23 protein-coding genes are annotated in these 26,449 nt (G+C 43.7%); 13 read left to right on the forward strand and 10 right to left on the reverse strand.

All coding sequences use genetic code 11. The annotated features are described in order from the left end of the window. Positions 1 to 38 precede the first annotated feature (38 nt). The 3 genes from M5X66_RS08325 to M5X66_RS08335 are packed head-to-tail and all read left to right on the forward strand — an operon-like array spanning position 39 to position 5,816. Positions 39 to 2,597, forward strand: coding sequence for a DUF5682 family protein (locus M5X66_RS08325; RefSeq protein WP_270104029.1), 2,559 nt, complete (start codon positions 39 to 41; stop codon positions 2,595 to 2,597). Then, positions 2,590 to 3,750 carry a VWA domain-containing protein gene (locus tag M5X66_RS08330; protein ID WP_036948005.1) on the forward strand — a complete coding sequence of 387 codons (1,161 nt, stop codon included), beginning with the start codon at positions 2,590 to 2,592 and terminating at the stop codon, positions 3,748 to 3,750. Before M5X66_RS08325 ends, M5X66_RS08330 begins: the two co-directional genes overlap by 8 nt. Further along, positions 3,747 to 5,816: an SWIM zinc finger family protein gene (locus M5X66_RS08335; protein WP_270104006.1), complete on the forward strand. Its 2,070-nt coding sequence runs from the start codon at positions 3,747 to 3,749 to the stop codon at positions 5,814 to 5,816. Before M5X66_RS08330 ends, M5X66_RS08335 begins: the two co-directional genes overlap by 4 nt. A gap of 48 nt (positions 5,817 to 5,864) precedes the next feature. Here M5X66_RS08335 and M5X66_RS08340 read toward each other — a convergent pair whose 3' ends face one another. Then, a complete protein-coding gene (locus M5X66_RS08340) occupies positions 5,865 to 6,350 on the reverse strand; it encodes a MarR family winged helix-turn-helix transcriptional regulator (RefSeq protein WP_270104007.1) in 486 nt (161 codons plus the stop codon). 84 nt (positions 6,351 to 6,434) lie between these two features. Between M5X66_RS08340 and M5X66_RS08345 the strand changes: the two genes are divergently transcribed. From M5X66_RS08345 to M5X66_RS08355, 3 genes are all read left to right on the forward strand, one after another. Further along, positions 6,435 to 7,313 carry an EamA family transporter gene (locus M5X66_RS08345; protein WP_108478130.1) on the forward strand — a complete coding sequence of 293 codons (879 nt, stop codon included), beginning with the start codon at positions 6,435 to 6,437 and terminating at the stop codon, positions 7,311 to 7,313. Positions 7,314 to 7,364: 51 nt separating this feature from the next. Then, a complete protein-coding gene (gene alkB, locus M5X66_RS08350) occupies positions 7,365 to 8,006 on the forward strand; it encodes a DNA oxidative demethylase AlkB (RefSeq protein ID WP_036947993.1) in 642 nt (213 codons plus the stop codon). 91 nt (positions 8,007 to 8,097) lie between these two features. Next, positions 8,098 to 9,123, forward strand: a complete 1,026-nt coding sequence (locus tag M5X66_RS08355; protein WP_036947990.1) for a threonine aldolase family protein — start codon at positions 8,098 to 8,100, stop codon at positions 9,121 to 9,123. A gap of 46 nt (positions 9,124 to 9,169) precedes the next feature. Here M5X66_RS08355 and M5X66_RS08360 read toward each other — a convergent pair whose 3' ends face one another. Then, a complete protein-coding gene (locus M5X66_RS08360; protein ID WP_154636949.1) occupies positions 9,170 to 9,757 on the reverse strand; it encodes a TetR/AcrR family transcriptional regulator in 588 nt (195 codons plus the stop codon). 111 nt (positions 9,758 to 9,868) lie between these two features. Between M5X66_RS08360 and M5X66_RS08365 the strand changes: the two genes are divergently transcribed. The 4 genes from M5X66_RS08365 to M5X66_RS08380 all read left to right on the forward strand — a co-directional run bounded on the left by M5X66_RS08365 (position 9,869) and on the right by M5X66_RS08380 (position 12,792). After that, positions 9,869 to 11,074, forward strand: coding sequence for an MFS transporter (locus M5X66_RS08365; RefSeq protein WP_154599255.1), 1,206 nt, complete (start codon positions 9,869 to 9,871; stop codon positions 11,072 to 11,074). A 70-nt stretch (positions 11,075 to 11,144) separates the two neighbouring features. After that, positions 11,145 to 11,603, forward strand: a complete 459-nt coding sequence (locus M5X66_RS08370; RefSeq protein ID WP_036948314.1) for a YaiI/YqxD family protein — start codon at positions 11,145 to 11,147, stop codon at positions 11,601 to 11,603. Between the two features lie 109 nt (positions 11,604 to 11,712). Beyond that, positions 11,713 to 12,360, forward strand: coding sequence for a homoserine/threonine efflux transporter (locus M5X66_RS08375; RefSeq protein WP_108478125.1), 648 nt, complete (start codon positions 11,713 to 11,715; stop codon positions 12,358 to 12,360). A 21-nt stretch (positions 12,361 to 12,381) separates the two neighbouring features. Further along, entirely contained in the window at positions 12,382 to 12,792 is a 411-nt protein-coding gene (locus M5X66_RS08380) for a hypothetical protein (protein ID WP_036947981.1), read from the forward strand. 84 nt (positions 12,793 to 12,876) lie between these two features. On the opposite strand, the gene mnmH is transcribed toward M5X66_RS08380, so the two are convergent. Continuing rightward, complete coding sequence (gene mnmH, locus M5X66_RS08385; protein ID WP_154599254.1) at positions 12,877 to 13,971, reverse strand: tRNA 2-selenouridine(34) synthase MnmH; 1,095 nt, start codon at positions 13,969 to 13,971, stop codon at positions 12,877 to 12,879. 144 nt (positions 13,972 to 14,115) lie between these two features. Here mnmH and M5X66_RS08390 point away from each other — a divergent pair, with 144 nt between their 5' ends. Beyond that, on the forward strand, positions 14,116 to 14,379 hold the full coding sequence (locus M5X66_RS08390) for a DUF3811 domain-containing protein (protein ID WP_132495964.1): 264 nt from the start codon (positions 14,116 to 14,118) through the stop codon (positions 14,377 to 14,379). A 172-nt stretch (positions 14,380 to 14,551) separates the two neighbouring features. After that, on the forward strand, positions 14,552 to 16,429 hold the full coding sequence (gene gss / locus M5X66_RS08395; RefSeq protein WP_270104008.1) for a bifunctional glutathionylspermidine amidase/synthase: 1,878 nt from the start codon (positions 14,552 to 14,554) through the stop codon (positions 16,427 to 16,429). 71 nt (positions 16,430 to 16,500) lie between these two features. On the opposite strand, the gene M5X66_RS08400 is transcribed toward gss, so the two are convergent. Then, positions 16,501 to 17,595, reverse strand: a complete 1,095-nt coding sequence (locus M5X66_RS08400; RefSeq protein ID WP_036947969.1) for a porin — start codon at positions 17,593 to 17,595, stop codon at positions 16,501 to 16,503. 292 nt (positions 17,596 to 17,887) lie between these two features. On the opposite strand from M5X66_RS08400, the gene M5X66_RS08405 reads away from it, so the two are divergent. Continuing rightward, positions 17,888 to 18,634 carry a DUF4184 family protein gene (locus M5X66_RS08405; RefSeq protein ID WP_270104009.1) on the forward strand — a complete coding sequence of 249 codons (747 nt, stop codon included), beginning with the start codon at positions 17,888 to 17,890 and terminating at the stop codon, positions 18,632 to 18,634. Positions 18,635 to 18,664: 30 nt separating this feature from the next. Here the strand turns inward: M5X66_RS08405 and M5X66_RS08410 are convergent, their stop codons facing one another. The 6 genes from M5X66_RS08410 to M5X66_RS08435 all read right to left on the reverse strand — a co-directional run bounded on the left by M5X66_RS08410 (position 18,665) and on the right by M5X66_RS08435 (position 26,396). Further along, positions 18,665 to 19,555 (reverse strand): GNAT family N-acetyltransferase, encoded by an 891-nt coding sequence (locus tag M5X66_RS08410; protein WP_080675592.1) that lies wholly within the window; start codon positions 19,553 to 19,555, stop codon positions 18,665 to 18,667. A gap of 14 nt (positions 19,556 to 19,569) precedes the next feature. Further along, positions 19,570 to 20,844 carry a phenylacetate--CoA ligase family protein gene (locus M5X66_RS08415; RefSeq protein ID WP_154634027.1) on the reverse strand — a complete coding sequence of 425 codons (1,275 nt, stop codon included), beginning with the start codon at positions 20,842 to 20,844 and terminating at the stop codon, positions 19,570 to 19,572. A 68-nt stretch (positions 20,845 to 20,912) separates the two neighbouring features. Continuing rightward, complete coding sequence (locus tag M5X66_RS08420) at positions 20,913 to 23,318, reverse strand: acyl-CoA reductase (RefSeq protein WP_270104010.1); 2,406 nt, start codon at positions 23,316 to 23,318, stop codon at positions 20,913 to 20,915. A 1-nt stretch (position 23,319) separates the two neighbouring features. After that, complete coding sequence (locus tag M5X66_RS08425; RefSeq protein ID WP_154599247.1) at positions 23,320 to 24,447, reverse strand: LuxE/PaaK family acyltransferase; 1,128 nt, start codon at positions 24,445 to 24,447, stop codon at positions 23,320 to 23,322. Between the two features lie 257 nt (positions 24,448 to 24,704). Beyond that, on the reverse strand, positions 24,705 to 25,886 hold the full coding sequence (locus M5X66_RS08430) for an MFS transporter (protein ID WP_036947957.1): 1,182 nt from the start codon (positions 25,884 to 25,886) through the stop codon (positions 24,705 to 24,707). Between the two features lie 87 nt (positions 25,887 to 25,973). Beyond that, positions 25,974 to 26,396 (reverse strand): MerR family transcriptional regulator, encoded by a 423-nt coding sequence (locus M5X66_RS08435; protein WP_036947955.1) that lies wholly within the window; start codon positions 26,394 to 26,396, stop codon positions 25,974 to 25,976. Between the last annotated feature and the right edge of the window lie 53 nt (positions 26,397 to 26,449).

Raw genomic sequence — 26,449 nt, forward strand, 5'->3', positions numbered from 1 at the left:
TGTCCCTATGAGAGACATCATCGGTGAGTTTATCAACGATCACATTGCAACACATCACATTGCCGGAACGGCTACAAAATGCCCTTGAACAGTGGCAAAGGCTAGGAGAGCATCAGCTCTATTTTGCGCCTGTTCGTCATCATAGCCCCGCCTGTGCTTATAGCGTATTGAGCTTAATTGAGCAGGTTAAGCCTGACTATGTGCTGATAGAAGGTCCTGACAGTTTTAACCCATTAATCGCGGGTTTATTGGATGGCGATACACGTCCGCCCGTGGCGATTATGGGGCAGACTACCTTGAAAAGTGCGCCTACTGAATCAGATGAAAGTGACGCTGTCACGCGATCGGCGTATTTCCCATTTTGTGAATATTCCCCTGAGTGGCAAGCGTTACGCGTAGGGCAGCAGCATCAAGCTCAACTGCGTTTTATTGATTTGCCGTGGACAGCACAGGTGGAACTTGATCTGGAAGGCGAAAGCCAGCATCAAAGCCTGCAACGGGAACGCTACCTTGCCCATAGCTTATTTATTGCTCAGTTAGCGAAAAAGTGTGGGTGCCGTGATCATGATGAACTGTGGGAACATTTGTTTGAGTTGCGCCCATTAACGTCGGTTGCCAATTGGGCTGATTTCTTCCGCGATACCTTTATTTGGTGTGCCTTGGCGCGTTTAGATTACGAGCCAGAAGTACTGGCTTCGGAGGGTTCAACTCAGCGTGAAGCCCATATGCAAGCGCACATTCAAACCATTAAAGCGGCAGAGCCAAACGCGAAAATTGTGGTCGTGACGGGCGGGTTTCATACCTTGGCACTGCTTGAAGGGCTTGGTAAAGCGGCGTCGCAGCAATTTAAACTCTCTTCCGAGCAACAAAAGCAATTTATGGCTCAGCAAAAGTTGGCAGACCGTGACAGCGCTTGGCTTATCCGTTATAGCTTTGACCGGCTTGATGCGTTAAATGGTTATGCCTCCGGCATGCCTTCGCCAGCCTTTTATCAAAAAGTGTGGGAAGGGTTGCTGGCACAACGCACTGATCAAGCTCAGCAAAAAATGACTGCTACCGCGGCTTATCGAAATCAGCTTGGTATTCAATTTTTGGCTTACGTGGCTGAAGTGTTACGGGAAAAGCAATTTGATGCAGCGCCAGGGTTTTTATCTGTTAAGCTCGCCGCAGAGCAAAGTCTGAGACTTGCCGTATTTCGTGGGCACACGGGCGCGGGTCGCTATGATCTATTGGATGGGCTGCAAAGTGCGTTTATCAAAGGCAGCTTAGATGAAAGCCAAGATGAACTGTGGCAGCAAATCAAAACCTGTTTTTCTGGTTTTACCTTGGGGCAGATTCCTAAAGGAACCATCACACCGCCATTGGTTTCTGAAACCTATTCATTGGCGAAAGGCTTTCGCTTCAAATTGGACGATACTTTAGCCAAAGTCAGCCGCTTAGATGTATACCGTAATAAGCAGCACCGTTTACGCAGCCGTTTTCTGCATCTTTTGAGTTTTTTAGAAATCCACTTCGCCAAACCGCTTTCTGGTCCCAATTTTCTTTCGGGCAACCAGCTGGATTTACTGTTTGAAGAGTGGCAATACGCGTGGACGCCAAATGTGGAAGGGGAGCTGATCGCGCTTTCTGAAAAAGGCACGCAATTAAAAGCCATTGCACTGAATAAAATTTTGGCGATGGAAAAGCAACTTGAAGAGCAAGGTGTCAGCCGTTCCAGCCAAAGCGCGGTGACATTGCTAATGCAAGCGGCATTGATTGGGCTTCATCAGCGTATTCCAACGTTATTTACGTTATTAGATAGCTATATTCAGCAAGATAGTCAGTTTGAATCATTGGTGACCTGTGGTCATAAACTGGTACACCTATGGCGCGGGCGTAGTTTCTTTGACCTCGAAGATGAAACGGGCATCAAACAGCGGATTGATAAAGTACTCTCCCAGGCCTTTTTCTGCTTAGATCAGGTGGCTCAAGGGGATGAACAGCAACAAGAACACTATTTTAATGCGTTACTGTCTTGCCGTGAATTAATCACCTTTATGCCTGAAATTAGCTGCGATATGGATTATTCCGCAGAATTTTATGCACAATTGAGCCGGTTGGATGGGCGTCTTAATCACGCACCGCTAATTAAAGGGGCGGTGGATGCTATTCGTTATCTTGGTGGTCAAATTGATGAATCGGTACTGACCGAGGAAATTCAGCGAACGTTCAGTTTAGGTAGCGACCCGGAACTGGCTATCGGTTATTTCATTGGCATTATGCGTACCGCACCGGAATTGGTTGTGCGTTTACCCCTATTAATTGAGTTACTCAATGAACTGTTGAGTGAGTGGGATGATGGACGTTTCTTGCAAGTATTGCCGGATCTGCGCTTTGCGTTTAGCCAATTAACCCCGAAACAGAATGCGCAAATGGCGCGGGTGGTCGCGCAAAAATTATCGATGGATATCCAAGATTTAACTCTCCATCAGACACAATTCAATCAGCAACAATTACTCCAAGCCATGGAACTCGAACAAAAAATTCAGCTTCAGCTTGAAAACCAAGGGTTAACTGAGTGGTTTTCGTTGCAAAATGAGGGGCTATCTCATGGATAAGCAGCCAGAAGATGCGCAATTAACCGAAGAACAACTTCAATTAGCAAAACGCTGGCGCCTTATTTTAGGCCAATATGCGGATGGCGCTCTGGGGCAAGCGGCGCTAAATGGCGATGAGCTCAAAATCGAACGGTCATTGGATTTTTTATATCGACGTGAATATCAACGTCGCGGTTTACGCCAAGAAGGCGGACGTCATGGCTCGCTAGATGCGTCCCAATTGACGGCGGTTAACTGGCTGAACCAAGCCCGTAAATTGTTCCCGAACAGCACCTTTGAGCGAATGCAGTCGCAGGCATTAGAGCGTTATGAAATTAGTAGTTTATTAAAAAGCCCGCAAGCCTTGAATGCAATGGAGCCCACCAAAGCCTTAGCTAAATCGTTATTAAGTTTACGCGGTAAAATGAGCGAAGATACGCGGGATGCGGTGAAGAATATTATTCGCAAAGTGGTGGATGATATTTTAAGCCAGATGCGAAACCAATTTCGCCAAGCGTTAACAGGGCGTCGTAACCGCTTTAAGCGATCGCTACTCCCTAATAGCCGTAATTTTGATTGGCGAGCTACTATTGCTGCGAATTTAAAGAATTATGATCAACAAAATCAGCGCCTAGTGATTAAAACCCCGTATTTTAACTCCCGCCAGCAACAGCACTTGCCGTGGGATGTGATTTTGTGCGTCGACCAAAGTGGCTCGATGGCGAGTTCGATTATGTATGCGGCGGTGTGCGCCAGTATTTTAGCGGCATTACCGACAGTACGTGTCTCTTTGGTGGTGTTTGATACCCAAGTGGTGGATCTCAGTCATTTAGCCCACGATCCGGTGGAAGTATTAATGACCGTGCAGCTCGGCGGGGGAACCGATATCGCGAAAGCGATGCATTATTGTGAAAGCTTGATCCGCAACCCGAAACGCACGGTGATTTCGTTGATCAGCGACTTTGAAGAAGGCGGGGCATTGAATAATCTGCTCAATTGCACCGAGCGCTTGAATAGCCAGCAAGTGAAATTGTTGGGATTAGCCGCTTTAGATGATGATGCATTGCCGGTTTATGATACGGAAATTGCCCAGAAGCTGGCGGATCGCGGTATGAGTGTGGCGGCGTTAACCCCAGAGCATTTTGCTCACTGGCTGGCTGAGGTGATGCAATGAGTTGGAAAACCGTTTATTTACATTATGATGACGACGCATTGGCCGTATTTGCCAACATCGGGTTGCTGCGCCGCGCCCGTAAGGATCTGGAAAGTGGTAAAGTTTCTCCGGTTTGTTTAGCGAATGGAACTTTTACCAGCGATGGTCAGCAAGTCACGTTAGATCCTCAAGGGGTGCAAAAAGCCAGCTGCGATTGTTCGGCCTCGGGTTGCTGCAAACATATTCTGGCCGCGGTGCTTTGGGTACAAACAAACAGCGATGAACAATCGATTGATTCTACAGAAGATAGTTCAGAATCTGTCGATATTGAACCACTATTACCCGAGTTGCTGGCATTCGATGTTCCCGCATTAATCAAGCAAAACAGTAAGCCAGATTGCCGCTTGGCAGTGAAGATCTTACAGGATTGGCAAGATCATGCAGTGATCTTGGATGACCAATCGAATCAGCTGAAAATCACGATCCCCAATTATGATGAGCCAATTATCTATATTCGGGGGAATGGCTTTCAAGGGATGCTGTCGTCATTACCGGAGAAGCAGCAAAAAGCCCTCCATTTGGCAGCGGTCGCTAAGGTATTTCTTCAGCATAACCAGTCGTGGAGTTGGCCTGATGATCTGATGCCTAACCGCGAGGTCACGCTAGCATTGAGCGACGATGAGCAAACGGTGATTGCGACTATCCAGCGTTTTATTCACGATATGCTGCGTCAGGGGCTTTCTCATATAAGCCAAAGCAGTGCTGCGCAATTACATTTATTGAATATGTCGGCGCGTGCGGAAGGTTTACCTCGCTTAGCCAATTATTTAAAGCGTTTAAGCTATCAAGTGAAATTATTAGCCCAGCGCCATTTCACGATAGATGAAGGGCAAGTATTGCGGTTTATCGCGCAGATCAGAGGCTATCTTTACCAATTAACTCACGCCAGCGACGATAAAATTGCGCAATTGCGCGCTTTTGGTCGTCGTCAATATGACAGTAAAACGGACATTCTCTCTTTGATCCCAATCCATGCCGAGTGGTGGCAAACTCAAAGTGGCGCCATTGGGGGAACGTTTAGTTTTTGGGATAACCAAGAGAAAAAAGTGGTGCAGTGTAGCCAAGCACGCGCCAATACCCTCGACTCGAATTTCACCCGTCACAGTGTCTGGCAAACGCTAGCCATTTGGAAACAAACGGCAGATAACCTGATGCGCAGTGGTTTTGAATTGCACAATCCACGCTTATCCGATGAGGGCAAACTTGCTGCTAGCGGCGATAGTTATGCAATCAGTCGCAGTGCAGTTAGCCAAGCGCCGCACATTTCATTCGATGATTACCAAGCATTGAAAAGTGAGCTGGGATTTGAGGATTGGAAAGCGGCAACGACCTATTTCAATGCGCTCACCGATGATGCTCAGTTTGAGCCTGCTGTGCTACATATCGATAGCTACGAACCGCTACATTGGAATGAAATCGAGCAGTGTGTCAGTTGGACTGTGCTGGATGGAAACCGGAATCGGGCATTTTTGCGATTAAATTGGCAAGGCACAGAAAATCACAAAATTGAAGAACTGCGTTTTATCACTCAGAAAGGTTGGGAAATTAGTGCGGTATCCGTTCAAGTAAGCGTCTCTCAGCAACAATTACAACTAACTCCGAAAACACTCTGGTTGAAAAAAGAGCAGGGTATTGAGCTGTTTTACCTCGATTTTGAATCAGTACCTCGTAAAAAACAGTCTTCCAAGTTTATGACGTCGATTGCTGAATATATGGCGAAAAAGCAGCAAGACCGCACAGCATTTGCGCCAGTGCCAACACTGGCACAGCAGATTACCCGTCCAATCTTGGCGGTATTGGAAACGCAAAGCTGTACAGGGCGCGCACAGTTATCCGCGAGTCAAATTGACGAGTTAAACTTTGTGGTCAGGACATTGCACGACTTGGGGATGTTATGGTTTGCTAAGCAACTGGTGCATTACGTAAAAAAGGAAAATCAAACCGCCGAAAATTTACTGCGCTTGGTGTATCTTTGCGACCAATTTGAGCGTTCGCAAAAATTGATGCCTTTTGAGTTGAATAGCTAATTTAGCTCGTAAAAATAGAGAGGGGAAAGGAATTCCCCTCTCTACATTTTATGATTCTAAATGGTTTAGAAACGTCCGTAGTAGCTGATTCAGCGCTTGTTGCTCTTCATTTGACAGTGATGCCACTAAACGAGATTGTTTTTCGGTATGGGCTGTCACTACGCGATTGATCAAATCCAACCCTTCAGTTGTTAAGCTCACCAAAAAACCGCGCCCATCATCAGGATTGACATGACGCGCCACATAACCGGCTTTCTCTAGCTGATCGATGCGATTGGTCATGGTACCGGATGTCACCATCAAGGTAGCAAGCATATCGCTGGGTGACAGTGTATAAGGGGAACCCGCACGGCGCAAAGTGGCGAGTACGTCAAAACTTGATCGGTTTAGACCAAATTTGGCAAATACCTTTTCCATTTCACGGGTCAGGTGATGGGCAACGTTACCTAAGCGACCAATCAGCCCCATGGCGCTGATATCAAGATCGGGGCGTTCACGTTCCCATTGTTGAGTGATTTTATCTATTCTATCCATAGGCAAATCATACAATAATCTATCTTGACGTCAAGGTAGTTTGAATTTATCTTGACCTCAAGATAAATCAACGTGAGCGTATTCATGAATAGATATTGGGTTCTATTTTTAACGGCATTAGCACCGATAGTTTGGGGAAGTACCTACTTGGTGACGACGGAAATGTTACCTGCGGGTATGCCGTTGACGTTAGCCATGCTCCGTGCCTTACCCGCAGGATTGCTACTTTTACTATTTTTACGCAAATTGCCTCAGGGGATTTGGTGGGGACGAGTATTGATTCTCGGCATTTTAAATTTTTCGCTATTTTGGTGGCTGTTGTTTATCTCCGCATACCGTTTACCGGGAGGTGTGGCGGCAACGGTGGGGGCGATTCAACCGCTGATTGTGTTATTCCTTAGCCGTTGGCTATTAAGCAGTTCGCTATCGAGTATTTCGATATTTGCCGCACTGAGCGGTATTTTCGGGGTAGCTATTTTATTATTGACGCCAAGTGCCGCGTTAGATTTAACCGGGATTATTGCGGGCTTAGCCGGGGCGTTCTCTATGGCGGCAGGAACGGTATTAAGCCGTCGTTGGCAGCCTCCAGTCTCAGCATTAACCTTTACCTCGTGGCAATTAACCGCAGGCGGGTTAGTCTTACTGCCGTTTGCGCTGTTACTTGAACCTGCGTTACCTTCTTTGAGTTTATTAAATATCGCAGGTCTGAGTTATTTAACTTTGATCGGTGGCGCACTGACTTATGCATTATGGTTTCGTGGCCTCGCTATCTTAGGACCCAGTTCAGTAGCATCGCTGGGATTCTTAAGCCCGATGAGCGCCGTTATCCTAGGATGGCTGTGGCTTGATCAACAACTCAGCCCATTACAGTTACTCGGCATGTTGGTGATTTTACTCAGCGTCTGGGGTAGCCAAAAAGCAGAGCGTAAATTAGCATTGAAAAGGCAGCAACAAGTCGCTTAAATGGTCAGGGTGTCTTATATAGGTAGACACCCATTTTACTGAGTGGTGACTATGTTATTTCCTGATGAAGAGAATATGATTGAGATTGCGCCAGACGCTTATCTCCTTAAAGGTTTTTTGCTTGGGCAAGGGGAGCCGTTATTAGCTGCATTGCATGAAGTGATTGCTCAAGCACCTTTGCGTCATATGGAAACCCCTGGCGGATACGCTATGTCTGTGGCAATGACCAATTGCGGTGATTGGGGCTGGGTTACGGATAATAAAGGCTACCGATATTCCTCTGTCGATCCGATGACTCTGCAGCCATGGCCCATGATGCCCGCATTATTTAAACAGTTGGCGATAAATGCCGCTGAAAAAGCTGGCTTTTCTCATTTTGATCCTGATGCCTGCTTAATTAACCGCTATGGTGTGGGGGCTAAAATGTCGCTGCATCAAGATAAAGATGAAGCGGATTTCTCCCAGCCGATCGTCTCCTTTTCACTAGGATTGCCCACTATCTTTGATTTTGGCGGAGATACGCGAGAACATCCGCGTCAAGCTATCCCATTAGAGCATGGGGACGTCTTGGTCTGGGGCGGACGTTCACGGCTCAATTACCATGGGGTACGACAAATCAAATCAGGCGTTCATCCTCAACTTGGGGCTTACCGTTTTAATCTGACATTTCGTCGCTCACAGCTTATGAAGTGACTCGTTTCTGCAAGCCAAAAAATATCATTGAATATTGAATAATATCCGCATATAACTGTTGGCTTGTTTTTAACTTAACGGTAGGTTGCCAATGTACAGCTTTATTAATGATTATAATGAAATAGCGCACCCAGCAGTGATGGAAGAACTCAATAGCTTAGCGGGTAAGCGTTTTGAAGGATATGGTACCGATACGTTATGTGCCAGTGTGGCTGAGCAAGTGAAACAGCGCATTGGACGCCCAGATGCAGATATCCATTTCTTTAATGGTGGTACGATCACCAATTTAACGACCATCTCTCATATATTAAGACCTCATCAGGCTGCTATTGCGGTAGATTCAGGGCATATCGCGGTGCATGAGACGGGGGCAATTGAAGCCACAGGGCATAAAGTTTTCACTGTTCCTTCAGCATCGGGTAAATTAACGCCAGCGCTGATTGAGCAAGTTTTGGCGCATCATACCGATGAACACTGTGTGCAGCCAAAATTGGTGTATATCAGTAACTCGACAGAGATTGGTACGGTATACCGTAAAGATGAGCTGGTTGCGCTGCGTAAAGTGTGTGATGAGCATGGTTTATGGCTGTTTATGGATGGTGCACGTTTAGCCTCTGGCTTAATGTCCCATGCGAGCGACGTAACGATTGAAGATATCGCTCAGTTGACGGATGTTTTTTATATCGGTGGCACTAAGATTGGTGCATTGACCGGTGAAATCCTGGTAATTTTAAACCCAAGCTTGAAATCTGATTTCCGCTTTAGCATCAAGCAAAAAGGGGGATTGCAGGCGAAAGGTTGGTTATTAGCGGCACAATTTAACGCACTGTTTAAAGATGACCTTTATTTCAAATTGGGTAAGCATCTCAATGATATGGCGATGCATTTAGCGGCATTCTTTACGCGACAAGGTTTTGAGTTCTTAGCGCCAGTTGAATCAAACCAAGTGTTTGTGGTGCTACCGGATGATTTAGCGAAGAAATTGTTGGAACATTACGTTTTAAGCAGTATGCCAGCGCCTGAAGCGGGTAAAACTTGTGTGCGTCTGTGTACTTCATGGTCCACAAGCGAACAAGATGTTGAAAAATTTATAAGCGTATTTAAGTCACTGCGTTAATTGCGTCATGAGTAAGCCCACTATATGGGCTTACTGTTATCAGCGATTATTTAGCAGGAAGTTTTAGTCCATTCAGTAGCATATCAATGCTAGCAATACTCTGTTTTAGCCGAATTTCACTCTTATCTTGCGCTATCCAGTAGGCCGCTTCGGATAAGCCTCCATTCAGTAACGCGGCGAGGGCGCGAGGCTCTACGTTGGCAATAACATTATCTTCTACCAGCTTGGCGATGATTTTTTCAATAGCGTCCGCACATTGTAAGTTAGATTTTGCAATGGCTTCTCCTAATACCGCTTTAGCATCTCGCAAAATAATTTGCTGATATTCAGGCTCTAGCGCCATTTCTAAATAGGCATGACAGCGTTGTTGAAAGCTTGACCACAGGTCATCGCCGTTGTCCGTAATTGTTTGTAAACGTTGGTTCATTTCAGCATCTATTTGTTCGACAACAGCTAAGAATAATCCTTGTTTGTCCCCAAAATGGTGATATAGCGCGCCGCGAGTCAATTCAACACTGGCAGTTAAATCATCCATTGATGTGTCTGCATAGCCTAAACGGCAGAAAAAATCCCGTGCCGTCGCCAGTAATAGGGCGCGAGTTTGTTCCATTTGGGCTTGTGTTCGTCTTGCCATAAAACCTCTTACATACATTGCGTATGATTATTTACATTCATCTCGTATCAATATATCATTTTTATACATACACACCGTATATATATTGAATTTTTATCATGGAGATACTGCATGCTGAGTCGATACCAACAACTTTTTCACGCTTCAGGAAGCATCCAATTCGCCTTAGCAGGGCTTTTGGCTCGCTTAGCGTTACCCATGATGGGGATTGGGATTATTACCATGCTGTCAATGTTGCAAGGAAGTTATGCACTGGCAGGTGGCGTTTCAGCCACTTTTGTGCTGACTTATGCCTTATTATCGCCGCAGATTTCTCGCCAAGTGGATAGCCATGGTCAGTTTCGCGTATTGCCGTTAGTGACTTTTATTAGTGTTCTGGGCATGGGGCTAATCGTGGCGTCTACGTGGTTAGGGCTCTCTTATATTTGGTTATTTTTAGGAGCATTTCTGTCGGGCTTTATGCCGAGTATGTCGGCGATGATCCGCGCGAGATGGTCGCAGATCTACAAAGGGGATCCGCTACTGCAAACGGCGTACTCGTTGGAAACTGTATTCGATGATTTGACATTTATTGCGGGACCTCCCTTATCCGTCGGGCTGACAGTGGTTCTGTTCCCACAAGCGGGAATTATGATTGCGGGTATTTTATTGCTGGTGGGAGTCTTGCTCTTAGTTTCTCAACGTAAAACAGAACCTGCCTTAGTCGATAAGCACCAGATGATGAGCGCGAAGGCGTCTATTTTGCGCCTGCCAAGTTTACAACTGTTGATTATTCTCATGATTTCGCTGGGCGTGATTGTGGGGACAGTGGATATTTTGAGTGTGACGCTGGCACAGATACAAGGGCAGCCGGCGATGGCGAGTTTAGTGTTATCACTGTATGCCATTGGTTCTTGTGTGATGGGGGTGGTATTTGGAGGGATGCGTTTATCAATGCCTTTGCCGCGTATGTTGCTAATCAGCGGGGTTCTGACATTGCTGTCGATTATTCCGTTGCTGTGGGTCGGGGGAATTTGGTCGCTGTCGATGGTGATGTTTATATCTGGGCTATTTTTTGCACCAACGATGATTATCGGTATGTCGCTGGTGGAAAATATTGTTCCCGATCACCGTTTAACGGAAGGAATGACATGGCTACTTGCGGGACTCAATATTGGCGTGGCATTTGGGGCGATGCTCTCAGGTAAAATGGTGGATGAGCTTGGAATTTATGCAGGATATTGGGTTGCTATTGCTGGCGGTATTTTGGTGGTGGTGTGCTCACTCATGAGTTACGGGCTATTGATGCGACAAGAAACGGCAGTTTGTTCCTCTTAAAAGACCGCGTCATGCTATTATGCTCACCATTAATTTTTAAAAGATGAAATAGATAGGTTATATGTCAATGATGGTGATTTGGGTGGATGCGGATGCATGCCCTAAAGTGATTAAAGAAGTGTTATATCGCGCGGCTGATAGAGAAAAAGTGCAAATTACATTTGTGGCGAACCAGCGTTTATCGGTTCCGCCTTCGATGTTTTTAAAAACTCTGCAAGTTCCCGCTGGGTTTGATGTTGCAGATAATGAGATTGTTTTACGCGCACAAGCCGGCGATTTAGTGATTACTGCTGATATTCCGTTGGCAGCGGAAGTCATGGAAAAGGGCGCGGTGGCGTTGAACCCTCGAGGTGAACGTTACAGTGAAGCCACCATTCGTGAAAGACTGACAATTAGAGACTTTATGGACACGATGCGAGCTAGCGGCGTGCAAACTGGGGGGCCTGCTAGCTTAAACCAACGTGATCGCCAACAATTTGCAAATGAGTTAGATAAGTGGCTGCTGCAACGTCGAAAATCGTTGGGATAGTGTTTTTAGTTCATTCGCATACGGTGGATTTTCAATAACCTGACGTAGGTTGCACCTCGATGGGTTATCCCTGTCTATAATAAAAAATCCTCCGCTAATGTGAGACACCATGATGGATCCACTACACAGCATTCTGATTACCTTGTTTTTGTTTGTTTTGACCTTTTTTAACCCTGGTGCCAACTTATTTACGGTGGTTCAGACAACGTTAAGTTCAGGAAAAAAAGCCGGATTAATTTGTGGTTATGGGGTTGTTCTGGGGGATGCGATTTATTCAGGGTTAGGGCTATTTGGGCTGGTGGCATTAATGACACAGTTTGAGTCGTTATTTTCCCTGATTAAGATTTTGGGTGGATTATATTTATTTTATTACGCGATCAGTGTCTTTCGAAATAAAACGCAACTGTCTCTTGCCACCGAAAAAAATACAGAAAATTTTCCAACAGGCGTTTATTTTCGTCGAGGGTTAATTGCTGACTTATCTAACCCACAAACTGTTCTATTTTTCATGAGTATTTTCTCTACTACGATTTCACCCTCAACACCGCTGTGGACTAAGCTTGTGATTTGGCTAGGAATTGTGGTGGCTTCTCTAATTTGGCGTATTATATTATGCCAGACATTTTCATTATCTTCTGTAAGACGAACATATTCCCGTATCCATAAAGTGATAGGCAAAGTGGTCGGATTGATTTTAGGCGGGTTAGCTTCTAAATTAATTTACCAAGGTATTACTGAGATTGCCTTTAAAAAATAAGCCTCACTGAAAGGACCATAAATGGGAATAACTGCATTGTATTTGGCGGCTGTGCTGACATGGATTGTTGCACTATTGCATTTTGCGTGTCTGGTTTGGGGGGCAGCTGGATTTAAGTGGCTCGGAGCAGGGGAACGGATCGTTAAACAGGCTCAAGAAGGGCATTGGTATCCACCATTTACGGCGATTTTTGTCGGCACGGTATTAACCATTTGGGGATTGTACGCATTCAGTGCAGCTCAAGGTTCTTTTTCTTTACCCTTTACTCAATCCATTCTAATTGCCATTGCTGCTGTATTTTTAATTAGAGCGGCGATATTTCCACTGATCAAAAGCCGCTTTAAAGGCAATAGCGACCTATTTTGGTATGTCAGTTCCGGGTGCAGCTTGATATTGGGGGCACTATTTTTAGTGGGTGCACTGTTACGCTAAACAGGAAGTACGTTAAACAGGCTTGGAAATGGTCAATAAGGTGACAGCGTCACCTTATTTTAATATTGAAGGATACGTGTAACATTATTGAGCGGTGGATTTTACCCACTCAGTGACTTCCTCAAATGTTCCTTTGAAAACAATTCGATCCTGTTTCTTGCTTAACTGATAGCGGTACATCGGATCATAATATTCATGAAGAAGTGGTGTAAGCCATGAGAAATGAACGTCTGTTTTTTCCGTTTTACGTTGAGCAATCAGCGCATCATCAAGGAGTTTAGTTAGTTCAATCGCTCGCTGGGAACCTAAACGTTTACGAATAGCATGTAGACCATGATGTAGATATTCGCTGTAGGCATTCCAACCTTGTTCTTCACCAAATGCGGCAAGAAAATCGTGGGTCATTCGGTCAAAATATTCCTCTTTTAACCTTTCCATACGGCGCTCAATGGGGTCTTCAACCACCGCAATTGTTGCTGTTTCCATTGCTTGGCGTAGTGAATCTGGAAGGCTGTTCACGCCAATGGCTCGACCTTCATCTTCAAGCACCCACCGGTTGTGATTAGGAGCTTTTTTTAACATAGAAACCGCTAAATGGTTTTCAAACGTCGCCTGTGAAAATTGGGCTTCTAAAGTACGCCCAAAGGAAGAGCCTCGATGATGGGCAATACCTTCTAGATCAATACTATCTTCAAGGCTTTGAACTAATAGTGTTTTGCCATTTCCAGTGCAACCGCCAATCAATATTACTGGGCGTTGAGCGAGTTCGTTAATTGCATCGATGGCAGTTTGGCGTAAATTTTTATAACCCCCATTAATAAGCGGATATTCAATGCCCGCTTCTTTTAACCATTGTTGAGCAATATGGGAGCGCATTCCGCCGCGAGCGCAGCAAAGATAGCCTTCTGGGTTTTGTTGACACGCAGTTTTCCACGCATTAATTCGATTTTCACGTAATTCACCCGAGACTAATTGATGCCCTAACTCGACCGCTTTGTCGGAGCCTTTTTGTTTATAACAGATCCCGACGGTGGTACGTTCATCGTCATTCATTAAGGGTAAATTGAGTGCCGATGGCATAGCGCCTTGTTGAAATTCAACGGGGGCACGAACATCAATGATTGGGGTGTCAGAAGCGAGGATCTGGCGAATTTCAGGTGTGGAGAGCGCTAATTCCATAATAAATAAAATGATTCATATCAATTCGGATTTCGATAAGGGCTACTATACTCCTAAATAGGGATGATGGCACCTTATCTGGGACGAAAAGAGAACGGAGTGCTATATTGGAAGTCGTCTTTCAACTTTCGAAGGAGTAATGACATGAAAACCCTAACACTGCAAGAGATGACTGAAACGCAAAGAATGCGGGTGAGGCAACGGCTGGCTCAAGAACGTAAAAGTTTAGGGCGCGAGTTGACCAATTCAGAAGAAAGCAAAGTCAAAAAATTGATCATTACCGAAATCTCGGCTGAAGTTGAAAAAGAAGCCAAAGCCTTAAGAACCCAAAAGAAAAAAGAGCGCGTAACAGGGAGCAATGCGACCTACAACTGGTCATCTAACAACCATACTCGCGGTTATCGCTAACAAAATTTTCTCATTAAATTCAAGATCAACACCAAAAAGCACCTATTAATAGGTGCTTTTTTTATGCCATGAAAAAACGCAGTGTTTTGACTATTACAAGCGTATACTGATTATTAGCATTCATATAATTGCAATTTAAATAATATCAGTGAGCTGTAATAGGAGTCTGATCATGACAGAAGAACATGAACCGTTTGGCACTTTACTTGGCTACGCCCCCGGTGGTGTTGCAATTTACTCTTCCAATTACAGTTCCATTCCCGATTTAGGTGAACGGGATGATATCTCTTTTCGCAGTTATATCAATAATGAATACATGGGATATAAATGGCAATGCGTTGAATTTGCTCGTCGTTTTCTTTATCTCAATTATGGCGTGGTGTTTACCGATGTCAGCATGGCGTATGAAATTTTCGCATTACGTTTTTTGCGCCATGTAGTGGATGACGGCATTTTGCCATTGCGCGCGTATCAAAATGGCAGCCAAATGAAACCCACCGCAGGAAGCTTACTGATTTGGGCGGAGGGGGGGGAATTTGAGCATACTGGGCATGTTGCGATTATTACCCAAGTTTTTGATAACAAAGTTCGAGTTGTTGAGCAAAATGTTCTACACCATAAACTCCCTGCGGGTCAGCAGTGGACTCGAGAGCTACCGCTAAACACTGATAATGGAAGTTATACGTTGTCTGATACATTCACCGATACCTCGATCCTCGGTTGGATGATACAAACGGATAATAACCAGTATGCCTATAAAGAACCTGAAATTAATCCGCAATTGATGGAACTGCACGCGGCTCAGTTAGATAGCCAAGTTAACTTCAATCAACGCTGGTTAGATGAATCTAACCCGATTGAATTAGCCTATGTGAAGGCTAACCATGGGCATAAATTGAGTGCCAACCCCCACGAATATTTCACGATTTCCAGTACTGCCGAAAATCAGCTAATGCAGGCAACAAATGAAGTTCATTTGATGTATTTGCATGCGACTGAAAAAGTCCTCAAAGATGACAACTTACTGAAACTTTTCAATATCCCCGAAATTCTCTGGCCGCGTTTACGTTTATCATGGCAAAACCGCCGTCATGATATGGTGACGGGTCGCCTTGATTTTTGTATGGACCATCGTGGATTGAAAGTTTATGAATATAATGCGGATTCAGCTTCTTGCCATACTGAAACAGGGTTAATTATTGATAAATGGTCAAAAGTAGGCGGCATCAACGCGGGCTGGAATCCTGGTGAACGACTGCAAGAGTTACTTACGGATACATGGAAACACACCACTGCAAAACCGTTTATTCACATTATGCAAGATAGAGATAGTGAGGAGGATTATCACGCTCTGTTTATGGCTCAATCCATTAAAGCGGCGGGATTTGAATGTAAAATTATCCATGGTTTGGATGAGTTAGTCTGGAATGAAACGGGTCAAGTGGTGGATGGTGAAGGGCAGGTGCTTCAATGTGTATGGAAAACATGGGCATGGGAAACTGCTCTGGAGCAGTTACGCCAAGAGAGTGAAAGTGACCTTTCTGGTTTACCTATCCGAACCGGTCATCCACATCATAATGATGTCCGGCTGATTGATGTGCTGTTGCGTCCAGAAATTCGTGTTTTTGAACCGTTATGGACAGTGATCCCTGGGAATAAATCAATTCTGCCGATTCTATGGTCACTGTTCCCGCATCATCCATATTTATTGGATACTGATTTTGAGATTAACGATGAGCTACGCCAAACGGGGTATGCCGTGAAGCCTATCGCGGGGCGCTGTGGTAATAATATTGGGCTAGTTGATCATCAAGACGATATTCTGGATGAAACTTGTGGACAATTTGCCCATCAAGAGAATGTTTATCAGCAATTATGGTGTTTACCGAAAGTGGCAGAACGTTATATTCAGGTCTGTACATTTACGGTAGGTGGGCATTATGGTGGTGCATGTTTACGTTCTGACCCTTCTTTAGTCATTAAGAAGGATAGCGATATAGAACCGCTTTGGGTGCTTGACGACGATGACTACCTGAAGCAAAATCAGTAAAAATAAGAGTAAAATCAAAGAAATGGCGCTATCTTTAATACTGAAAGATAGCGCCACTTTCGAGATCTAGATTAGAACTGGTACACTAAGCCCAGACCTAAGACATTATCCGTATTGATGTTGTGATCACGAGTAAACTCATTTTTATTCAATAAGTTAATTTTGTAATCAACGACAGCGGACATGTTGTTGTTGAACTCATAAGCTGCGCCAACAGCTACATATTTAACTAAATCTTTGCTGCCATATTCGCCGAGATCTTTCCCTTTAGATTGGTTGTAGCCAATTGAAGGGGTTAAGCCGAAATCTAAGGTATAAGTCGCAACAACTTCTAAGTTTTCTGTTTTATTGGCAACAGCTTCAGCATCATCTTCGCCATAGCGAGTTGCATTCAGTGCTTGGCCATACATCGCTGCGATGTAAAGGTCTTCCCACTCAAATTTACCCCCGACGTTCCACACTTGCGCGCGTTCACCTTTTGCTCCAATAGCGCCGTCACGCTGGCTTGGTGTACGACTTGAGTTTGCATAGCTGCCCCCTAAGGTGACGCCGTAACCTAATTCATAAGCGGTGGATAAACCATAACCATCACCGTTATTTTTTAGTGCATCTTCACCAGAGGATTTATTTTGATCGCCATTCTTGCCTTGGTATTGCAGGGCGAAGCTTAAGCCATCAACATAGCCGAACATATTATTATTGCGATAAGTTAATAAGTTACGGTTACGTCCCATCATGAAATTATCTTCTTGATCCATGGTGTCCGCGCCCCAAAGTGGGAGAACATCAGTCCATGCATTGATATCGTAGTTCACACCATAATTACGACCGTAATCCAAAGAACCAAAATCAGCGAATTTTAAACCGGCATAAGCTAAACGGTTTTGGTTTTCATGATCACTTTCAGATTTATTGGTTGGAGTTTCCCATTCAAAACGACCATAACCTGTGAGTTGATCGTTGATTTGCGTATCACCACGGAATCCTAAACGAACGCGTGAATCATCACCATCTTCACCACTTTTTGAATCGGCAATATAGTGGCGAACATCAATTTGTCCATAGACATCAAATTTGTTGCCATCTTTGTTATAAACTTCTGCCGCGTTAGCTGCGCCTGCGAATGCCAGAGTTGTGATAAGTATTGCTAATTTATTGTATTTCATATAAAAATCCTTTAAATCACGTGTAAAACAGTTGATTTTGTTCATGGATGGGAAATAAACCGCGTATATTATCAACGTAAGGTATCAATTCAGGCAATATATAATTAAATGAGAATCATTCAATGAGTGGATTGCACTGAACTAAATATAATTACTCGCAAATTATTTCGTAAAATCGCTATTTGGGAAGTGCGAATGGAAGGCGGGGGTTTCAGGATAATCGTATAGTGAACTGGAACGGCAACATTTAGAATGTGATGCATACCAAATGATCATAGAAGGATAATAATTGATGCCATGGACGTTTTCTCATCCTGCGGTTGTGTTTCCTATTAAGCATTCTTTCTTGGGAAAATGGCTAAGTTTGCCTGCGATGATCCTTGGGAGTTTGAGCCCAGACTTATTATATTCGTTTGGATTGTATCGATTAGCATCAGAAGCCCATTGTATTGTGGGATGGCTATCTATTGGATTACCTCTTTGCTTTATTATTTATGTCATTATTCTGAAGCTGGCTTCGCCATTATCAACCGTTATACCTTTTGCGATTAAAAAAACGCAGGGTTGGTCTATCCGAAATATTTGTATTCTCGCTATATCTTTCTTTATTGGCGCATTAACGCACATTGTTTGGGATTCTTTTACGCATGATACAGGCACGATGGTGCGGTCATGGTCATTTTTACAGTTCAACCTCACCATGACGGATAAACAAGAAATTGCTATTTATAAAATTTTGCAGCATTCCGGATCATTATTAGGTTTGCTCTATTTAAGTTATCAATATTGGCGATATCATCGAAAACAGCCAAAAATACAGCAGCACATTGATAACCAAAAACTCAAAAAAATAATGGGGATAGGTGTTGTTTCCGCGCTATTCGCGCTACCTATTGCCTATTATCTCACACCGAAATTACCCAATTTTCACTTTAACCGCTTCGTTTATTTAGAACTTACCATGATGGTGCCATTTTTCTTTGGTGGTTTAGTTACTTATGGGATTTGGACATTTTACCGTCAATGCCGCTTACGTTAAAATATTCAAGATTTTTGCAATTTCAACATTTCAGCACATTGCAGCCTCTTGTAACTTTTGTGCAATTGGACAGCATAACTGGAGATGTTGGGGGTTAAAACCACGCTGAAATAACCAGACCCATTCGCCATGACTATCGAGAATTAAACCTGCATCTCGATAACCGACTTGGTAAAAAAAGGGCAGATATTTGGCTAGCATGGCATTGATAGGGACCTGAATATAAATACGCCGCTCATAGGGTAGATGCGCGAGTTCATTGATGACCCCACCTGTTATTTGATGCAGTGTTACGTTTATGCGCTCCCCGCTATCACACACCTCAATGGGAAAAATGTGAAGGTTTGGCATAGCAAATGGCGGTTTATTACCGAATGGCGCGCTCAGTAATGCCAGTGTATTTGGCTGAGTTCTCATCGAACTGAGTGTTGGTACGGGTTTTGGCTGCAAAGTTTGTACGCCCACAACAACACTTTCAAATGACCCTGATTCAAAGGGGGAGCCGACATAATCCCGCAATAATGCGGTGGTATGAAACCCTAAATTTTTTGCCAATAGCTGTGAACCTAAATGGCTGCATACCATTTTAATGGTCAGTGTTGTTAATTGCTGCCGGCGAGCCTCTTCATAAAGGTACATACCAAGCTGGAATGCCACGCCACGATGCCGGGCAGCAGGATGGGTAACAATCATCGCCAATTCTGCATTAGTGGTAACGCTAGCGTCTCGTTTTAAGGCTGCATGACCGATGATTTTGTTATTTTTTATAGCCACAGCACTGCACCAAATGCGTTGTTTATTGCGCCGAGTGATCATCGCGGGGATATAAAGCTCGGGATAAACGTAGCGGTCTGCGTATACATCACGAAAAAGCGCGCTGATATCATTAGCATCTGTTGCGTAAAAATTTCGGATATTCATTATTTATTTTTCTTCTAAACGTATGTTCGGTTATCGATAATTCGCTGTAATTTACCTGTTCGAATATTGCAAATAAGCTCATCCTGTTGACACCATTCAATAACCCAATGTAGTTGGTCACTTTCGAGTTGCTTCACGGCATGGCTATATTTTTTTTGGATTGTATGACCAAGAGTTTTGGCGTGATTATCATCGCCCAAAAAAGCAATACGTAGTGTTAATTGGTCATAATAACCATGATGTTCTACTAGCATTTGCCACTGTTGCTCGCCAAGTAGTTCGCTAATTAAAGCGTCAATCTCATCAGGGTAAATCGTGGAGTGGCCAACACGAATACGATGCCCAAAGCTACTTCGTCCATGTAAAAAGAACCGACGAGCTGGCTGTCCCTTTGGTTCAGACCAAGCAGCAGTATCGCCAGTTGGATAGCGGATCAACGGCATAAGCTGACGGGTTAAGTTTGTGATAACTAGCATGCCGGTGCGGCCTTCATCCTCAATTTGTTCGCCAGTGACCTCATCAATAATTTCAACGATAGTTTCAGGTTCAAAAACTCGATGCTCTCCAATTTGACATTGAGCGTCACTCTGACCTATTAGTCCCGAATCAACCCCCGCACAGCCGATAGAGGCAATACGGGCACAAGGAAATGCGCGTTGAAGTAACAATGATTGTTCGGCAAATAGGCTTTCTCCTCCAAATAGAAGCAGGGAAATCTCCAATAAGGGTTGGTGTTGTTGGGTAGCTTTTGCTGCCAGTTGCAATAACGTTGCAGGAACTCCCGCGAGAACATTGATTTTATGTTGGCGAATTTGAGTAAATAAGCCTTGAGGATCGATTGTGCCGCTAAATGGATATTCACATAGGGGAATATCTGCATGGAATAGGGCTTGATGGATAAATAAGAAACTTGAATAAAGATCCCCAGCGAAAAATAGATTTCCAACCCGATCGCCAGATTGTAATTGGTTTGACAGGCTACGGCTAAAGCGGGTCACAAAGGCATACCATTCGTTATGGGTATAAAGCGATAATTTACAGGCTCCAGTGGTGCCGCCTGTTTTAAATACCAAACCATGAGTAAATGGAGCCGTTAAGACAGGCCAACTGGCCAGGTCATGGTTCCCAGCCCAATATCCAGCAGAATTGACGAGGGGTAAATCACAAAGTTGCCAGCCATGTTTGGGGATCTTTCGGTAATGCTTCGCATAGTAAGGTGAGTGCTGACGAGCAAATTCAATTAGCTGTTCAAGCGATAAGATAGTGGCGTCATTGATGTATGTTTTCATTTGTCGACCCCAATCCTGTATTTATGAGAACTATATTCATGAGTGCTATGTTTCTGAACGCTTAACATTTATCGTTTATCAATGACTAATAGCGTTTTACCACTTTGAGGATTGCACTCAAATGTGTTTGATGGGCAACGGATGACTTCAAATTCAAGTAACGCTGCATCAAGTATCATGAGTAACACCGGGTCACTCTTAAGCCGATTTTGTACTTCTATAGTGTCACCATCAGCGAAAACACGCATCCGGTCTAATTGGCTAAGGGGGCTATGATCTAAGATGAACTGTATTGGAACGTCTGCCAGTTGAGCTAGTTGCTGTATTGGGATAAATGCACTGCCTATGCGGATCAGGTTGTCATGACGGTCTAGAAGTTCAAAGCGAGGCGTGAGTGCGCCACAAGGGCAGGCGCCTTTCACCCAACGCCCAAGATCACCAATGTCGTAGCGAGTGACCCGATGTCCATCTCGGTTGCGAGAAGTAAAAAGTAAACGACCGACTTCTCCTGATTTAACGGGAATATCACTGGTCATTTCGACTATCTCTAACCACTGAATATCAGCCATTAAATGAAATACACCGTCTTTGCTTGCCTTACAGGCATGGCCTAATGTACCAGCATCGGTGGAACCATAGAGCGCAGAGCGAATAGTTTGGATACGGAAGCTATGCCAAAAATCACGTTGGGCAGGGCTTATTGGCTCACCACCGGTCAATATTTTTTGAATGCCGCCATAGCGGCGCAATGGTACCGCTTGTTGCGTAAATAGCTGAGAAAGCGTGCTTGGCATGCCGATAAGTGTATTAACTTGCTGACTCACGATCATTTCGGCAATTTCGCCATAGTCATCATTTTGGGGACCTCCCATTGGAAGATGGGTCACGTTAGCTTTATCGAGGATGGTGAAAAAACTGAGTAAACCACCGTATAAATTTCCTGAGTAGAGTAAATTCAGTACGTTATCATTGGCGGGGTCAAGACCTGCGGCGAAGATACCATCTGCAGCAGCTTGCATTTGAAGGTGATAGTCACGATAAGTAAAGCCGGATAACTTAGGAGTGCCAGTGCTACCACCACTGCGGAAAAATAATTTAGCGCTAGGCTGTATCGTGTTTTCAGTGAATGATAATTTGTCCATAATGGGTTGTTCTGTACGTAAATTAGGTTCATCGAGTGGGAGGTCAAGGGTGGCTAAACCGGATAAACTATTATCATCGAGGGTTACACTAACTCGCCGAGTGAGTCGATTTAATGCAAACACTCCATCATGGGGCTCCCCGTTATAACCTGAATGAATGCACCCAGGTGTGGTGATGCGATTAACCCCAGCAGCCAGCAATTGCTGACTCAGGTTCGCTGTATCATTTGTCGTTGAAATCAGAGCACAGGTTTGCAAGTAAGTACGCCATGGGCGTAAGGTTTCAATCAGTTTATGGCGAGGCAAGGGGCGTAATAAGAGCGTTCTATATAGTGGTGATGGCTCAAATTCAATGGTATTTTTTAACCAAATACGCCAATTATCCCCACTCCAGCAGAGGTTTTGTGCATCTGCAAATACGTTGTCTAATTCGCTAAAGGCGTTTGCAGTGGTAATATCCGCCGCGGATGTGATGTCTGGTTGTTGAAATGGCCAGTAATGACAACGTCGATGCATTGCCTGTGCTAGATTATTTCCCACGTCGATGAGTGTTGGTAAGGATTCAGTATCGACGAAGATACTCTGTGGACTCGAACATGATAGCTGATTAAATCGACAAACTTCATCCGCAAGTTGATCCAAATTTTTGTCAGTAATGCCATTTGGGATTAACCAAGAAAAACTGATTTTATGACCCCAAGGGAGCCAACGGCAATTCGGCGAAAGTTGTTCTTTTATACTTGTTAGTGTTTTATCCGCCCCCCATGCAGAAACGCCATCAACCTGCTTTATTAATTGGGGAAGGTTTTCTATTGCCACAGGTAAGATGGCGACATAGTTCTTCAATACATGGGTTTCGTCACACGCCAGAAATGCGTGTAATAATTCGAAAGTTATCCCTTGTTGACGGGAGCTTGTACGCAACCAGTTAATATTACCCACTAACAAACTTTCGATTATGGCTAAAAAAGGAAGAGATGTGGCATTTGCGGGTGTGATATGCAATACGACTCCCAACGGTCGCCAACTTTCAAAATGAGGTTGAGATAAATGGGGACGGCGTAAAGAGAATGGTGAACGCCCTAATTCATGTTCGAGTTTAAAACGTAATGCGGTGGGATGACAAAATTGTTTGATTTCGTTTCTTAGTACCTCATCAATTTTAGGTAAAAAATTAGGGTCTTTTAATCGGGTGATAAAACGTTCCGCACAGGTCAATAGGGCTTCGAGAGGTAAAGGTTGCCCCAATGTGCTTGGCAGCATTTCAGTGAGTAAACTCAAGGACTGATTGGGATTGAAATCGGGGTAATGTTTTCCATAAATGAGGAACATATTATTTTCCTTGGTGTAGTTCTGAGGCGGCTAATGCGCAACTCCGTGTTTTATGTTGAGTTGCACGACCAAGCAGTTGAAACCAGTCAGTTCCTAGACCACATCCACATTCAGCACCCCGATGTAGGATCGCTAAATCGCTCATCAAAATGCTATGGGCTGGGCAGGAGGTTATATAGGGGGAAACCAATTGTAAGAAACCGCTTTTGCCATACCCTTTTATTTCAAAAGAGTAGGTATCTCGCACCCACGCTTTAGCATAGACAGGAAGGTGAAAATGGTGATGAATACATTCGATATAGGGAACACCATGCTCAATGGCACCATAACCATCTCGGCAACGTTCGTTGATGATCCCTAATTGTTTGGTCAGTCTTTGGTAGAGCGTAGTTTTAGGGATTTTTTGTTCTGCATATGTTTTCCAACCGCCGCCAAAAAGTGTTAATGAGTCGGGAGGTAATGTTAGCGGAGGCAATTGCATATCTTGCATCATTTCAAGTACAAACCAGATAAAAGCAGGGAAACCAAGTATACGTACAGGGGCATCATCAAGGGAAAAACGCTGTAATGCTTGGATCACGCCTAGCGGGTCAAATTGATGACCTTTTCCCGTATGTCGTAAGGCATAAACAACCTGTTTAATTGGCGCATATTTGCATAAATATTGATCAGTATACGTTGTGCCTAGGGTAATTGAATCGACGGGCTCATAACTGAGTAATAGGTAGTTACACGGTGTTTTCGGTGTAACCCAGTCATAATATTGGAATATATGATCAACCATGTTCAGCAAGGCGTTAATACTACGTTCATCAAAACGCATCCGGCTTTTTTGCCCCATAGTACCCGACGATGTTAGCTCTAACGCATCATTGCCTGTGTGGCTAACCAAAAGATTATGTTTGAAATAGTTGGCAAAGATTGGCGGTAAGTCTCCCCATGAATTGATTTGTGGGTTTTCCGGGGAAATATGATGTTTAATCAGCCATTGGGCATATTTGGGGGTGTTTTTTATATGGAAAAAAACGAGTTCCTGCATAGCGTGATGGAATAATAATTCGCTTGCCGCCGTACAATTATAAGGTTGATTTAGTTTGCATAATTCATCGACAGTAGGGACAGATATCATAAGATATTCCTTTAGCCCAAGGAGTAATTGAATAAGAAAAAGGTGTTAAAAAAGTCTAGATTGCAACAGCAATCTAATATTACGAGTGATAATAAACAGATGGAAAAAAAACAAAATTATTAAGATTGTTACACCGTAATAGTAAAATAGAAGTCTTGTGCGGGAGGTTAGAGTACAGCTTCAAGGTTAACGTTTTTGATGGGTACTAAAGGAAATGGCAGTAATAAAACGCGTATTACTGCCAGTAATTCATGTGGTTAGTTGGCGGTTTGGTTATTGAGGCTATCTCGCAGTAATATCATCGCGATAATAATGCCAATTCCTACCGCTAATCCCATAATATTAACTGAATTCCAACCCATAAAGTAAAAAGCGAAGCCTGCACTTAAGCTTCCTAAGGCACCAAAACTGAAAATGAGAAAATCTGTAGCGCCTTGAATTTTGGCTCTTTCATGTTCATGGTAAGTTCTTGGAAGTAGCTGTGTGGTGCTAATTAAAATAAAGTTCCACGCTAATCCGACTAATGTCATGGTGATTAAAAAGTGTGTGTAGCTCGAGCCAGTGAAACCAATAATGTTGGCTATAGCTAAACATATTGCCCCCATCCAAACGAATATTTTCACCCCAAAACGGCTAATCAGATGCCCAGTAAAGAATGAAGGGGCGAACATGCCTAATATGTGACATTGAAAGACAAAAGTGATGGCTGCAAAATCAAATCCTTGAGCTTTCATCGCTAATGGGAATGTCCCCACCATATAAACGACAAGGGCATAACCGATAGCACTGACAATGGCAATCAGCATTAATAATGGCTGAGAATAGAGCCGTAAATAAGAGCGACTTACCCATGAATTAGCGGTTTTGGCTTGAATTTGATGCGGTTTTAATGGCAAAAAGAGTAACAGAATAAATGCAAGAATATAGATAATCGTCAGAGCACCAAAGGTTCCAATAAATGGATAGTTTTCAATTAAGGTTCGAGTTGAAACAGCAAGTGTTGGACCAATCAATACGGCAATAATACCGCCACTCATGGTTAATCCAATGGCTTTTGAACGTAATGCAACCGGCGTTTCTTCTAATGCAGCAAATCGGTACTGTTGTGCCGTACCAATAGCAATACCCGTAAAGAAAGTGCCAATAGAGAAAAGTAATAAATTCTGGCTATAAATACCGATTATGGCAAATAGTGCGCCAGCTAATCCGCCAACGTTTCCAAGAATGAACCCAGCACGACGGCCAAACCGCATCATAAAATGCGCCATCGGAACAGAAGTCAGAATTAATCCAATATATTGAGCAAGAAGAGGGATTGTCGAATAGGCAGGATCGGCAGAAAGCTGAGATCCGACTAAAACGGCAACCGACAATACAAGTGCATTACCGGTTGTAAATAGGGCTAATGCGGCGGCAAGCCAAAAAACTGAACGAGGCATAATCATTCCTTATTGCTCATAAAAATCAACAATAGTAGAGGGAGAAAACGAATATGCCGGATGATAAAACTTCAAGTTGACTTTAAGTCAAGCGATGTTTTTGGTCAGTTTTGCGATATTTTGTTTTAAGCTTACAGATAAAATTTTCTGAAATTTAGGGCATTGCAAGTGATTTTCCGACGGACATTGTTCAATATGTTGTAACCCTTGCTTAAGTTTCTGCAACTCTTGGATTTTTTGGTCAATCTCATCTATTTTTTCCCGCAAAATAGGGCGTTCAATTCCTTTTTCTGGCATACGATTTAGCATGTTTGCTATTTCATCCAGTGAAAACTGAGCTTGTTTAGCAAGAATAATGAGTGAAAGATGAGTGAGAACTTCAGGGGCATATAGCCGAGTTAAACCTTTTCGGCCAATAGGTTGAATCAACCCTTTGATTTCATAGAAACGAATAGTTGCAGAGGTAAGACCCGTAAGTTCGGATACTTGGCTGATAGAGAGTGTTTTCATAATAATTTTGCGCTCTATATAAATAACGTTTATCCGCTAACTTATCACCTAAC

The sequence above is a fragment of the Providencia sp. PROV188 genome (assembly GCF_027595165.1).
Classification (GTDB): Bacteria; Pseudomonadota; Gammaproteobacteria; order Enterobacterales; family Enterobacteriaceae; genus Providencia; species Providencia lanzhouensis.

Coding starts and splice junctions, on each gene's coding strand:
- M5X66_RS08410 (WP_080675592.1), bottom strand. CDS start 19,555: ATGAATATCCGAAATTTTTACGCAACAGATGCTAATGATATCAGCGCG.
- M5X66_RS08390 (WP_132495964.1), top strand. CDS start 14,116: ATGAAAACCCTAACACTGCAAGAGATGACTGAAACGCAAAGAATGCGG.
- M5X66_RS08340 (WP_270104007.1), bottom strand. CDS start 6,350: ATGGATAGAATAGATAAAATCACTCAACAATGGGAACGTGAACGCCCC.
- M5X66_RS08375 (WP_108478125.1), top strand. CDS start 11,713: ATGATGGATCCACTACACAGCATTCTGATTACCTTGTTTTTGTTTGTT.
- M5X66_RS08415 (WP_154634027.1), bottom strand. CDS start 20,844: ATGAAAACATACATCAATGACGCCACTATCTTATCGCTTGAACAGCTA.
- M5X66_RS08345 (WP_108478130.1), top strand. CDS start 6,435: ATGAATAGATATTGGGTTCTATTTTTAACGGCATTAGCACCGATAGTT.
- M5X66_RS08335 (WP_270104006.1), top strand. CDS start 3,747: ATGAGTTGGAAAACCGTTTATTTACATTATGATGACGACGCATTGGCC.
- M5X66_RS08380 (WP_036947981.1), top strand. CDS start 12,382: ATGGGAATAACTGCATTGTATTTGGCGGCTGTGCTGACATGGATTGTT.
- M5X66_RS08365 (WP_154599255.1), top strand. CDS start 9,869: ATGCTGAGTCGATACCAACAACTTTTTCACGCTTCAGGAAGCATCCAA.
- M5X66_RS08330 (WP_036948005.1), top strand. CDS start 2,590: ATGGATAAGCAGCCAGAAGATGCGCAATTAACCGAAGAACAACTTCAA.
- M5X66_RS08355 (WP_036947990.1), top strand. CDS start 8,098: ATGTACAGCTTTATTAATGATTATAATGAAATAGCGCACCCAGCAGTG.
- M5X66_RS08420 (WP_270104010.1), bottom strand. CDS start 23,318: ATGTTCCTCATTTATGGAAAACATTACCCCGATTTCAATCCCAATCAG.
- M5X66_RS08405 (WP_270104009.1), top strand. CDS start 17,888: ATGCCATGGACGTTTTCTCATCCTGCGGTTGTGTTTCCTATTAAGCAT.
- M5X66_RS08360 (WP_154636949.1), bottom strand. CDS start 9,757: ATGGCAAGACGAACACAAGCCCAAATGGAACAAACTCGCGCCCTATTA.
- alkB (WP_036947993.1), top strand. CDS start 7,365: ATGTTATTTCCTGATGAAGAGAATATGATTGAGATTGCGCCAGACGCT.
- mnmH (WP_154599254.1), bottom strand. CDS start 13,971: ATGGAATTAGCGCTCTCCACACCTGAAATTCGCCAGATCCTCGCTTCT.
- M5X66_RS08425 (WP_154599247.1), bottom strand. CDS start 24,447: ATGATATCTGTCCCTACTGTCGATGAATTATGCAAACTAAATCAACCT.
- gss (WP_270104008.1), top strand. CDS start 14,552: ATGACAGAAGAACATGAACCGTTTGGCACTTTACTTGGCTACGCCCCC.
- M5X66_RS08370 (WP_036948314.1), top strand. CDS start 11,145: ATGGTGATTTGGGTGGATGCGGATGCATGCCCTAAAGTGATTAAAGAA.
- M5X66_RS08430 (WP_036947957.1), bottom strand. CDS start 25,886: ATGCCTCGTTCAGTTTTTTGGCTTGCCGCCGCATTAGCCCTATTTACA.
- M5X66_RS08400 (WP_036947969.1), bottom strand. CDS start 17,595: ATGAAATACAATAAATTAGCAATACTTATCACAACTCTGGCATTCGCA.
- M5X66_RS08435 (WP_036947955.1), bottom strand. CDS start 26,396: ATGAAAACACTCTCTATCAGCCAAGTATCCGAACTTACGGGTCTTACC.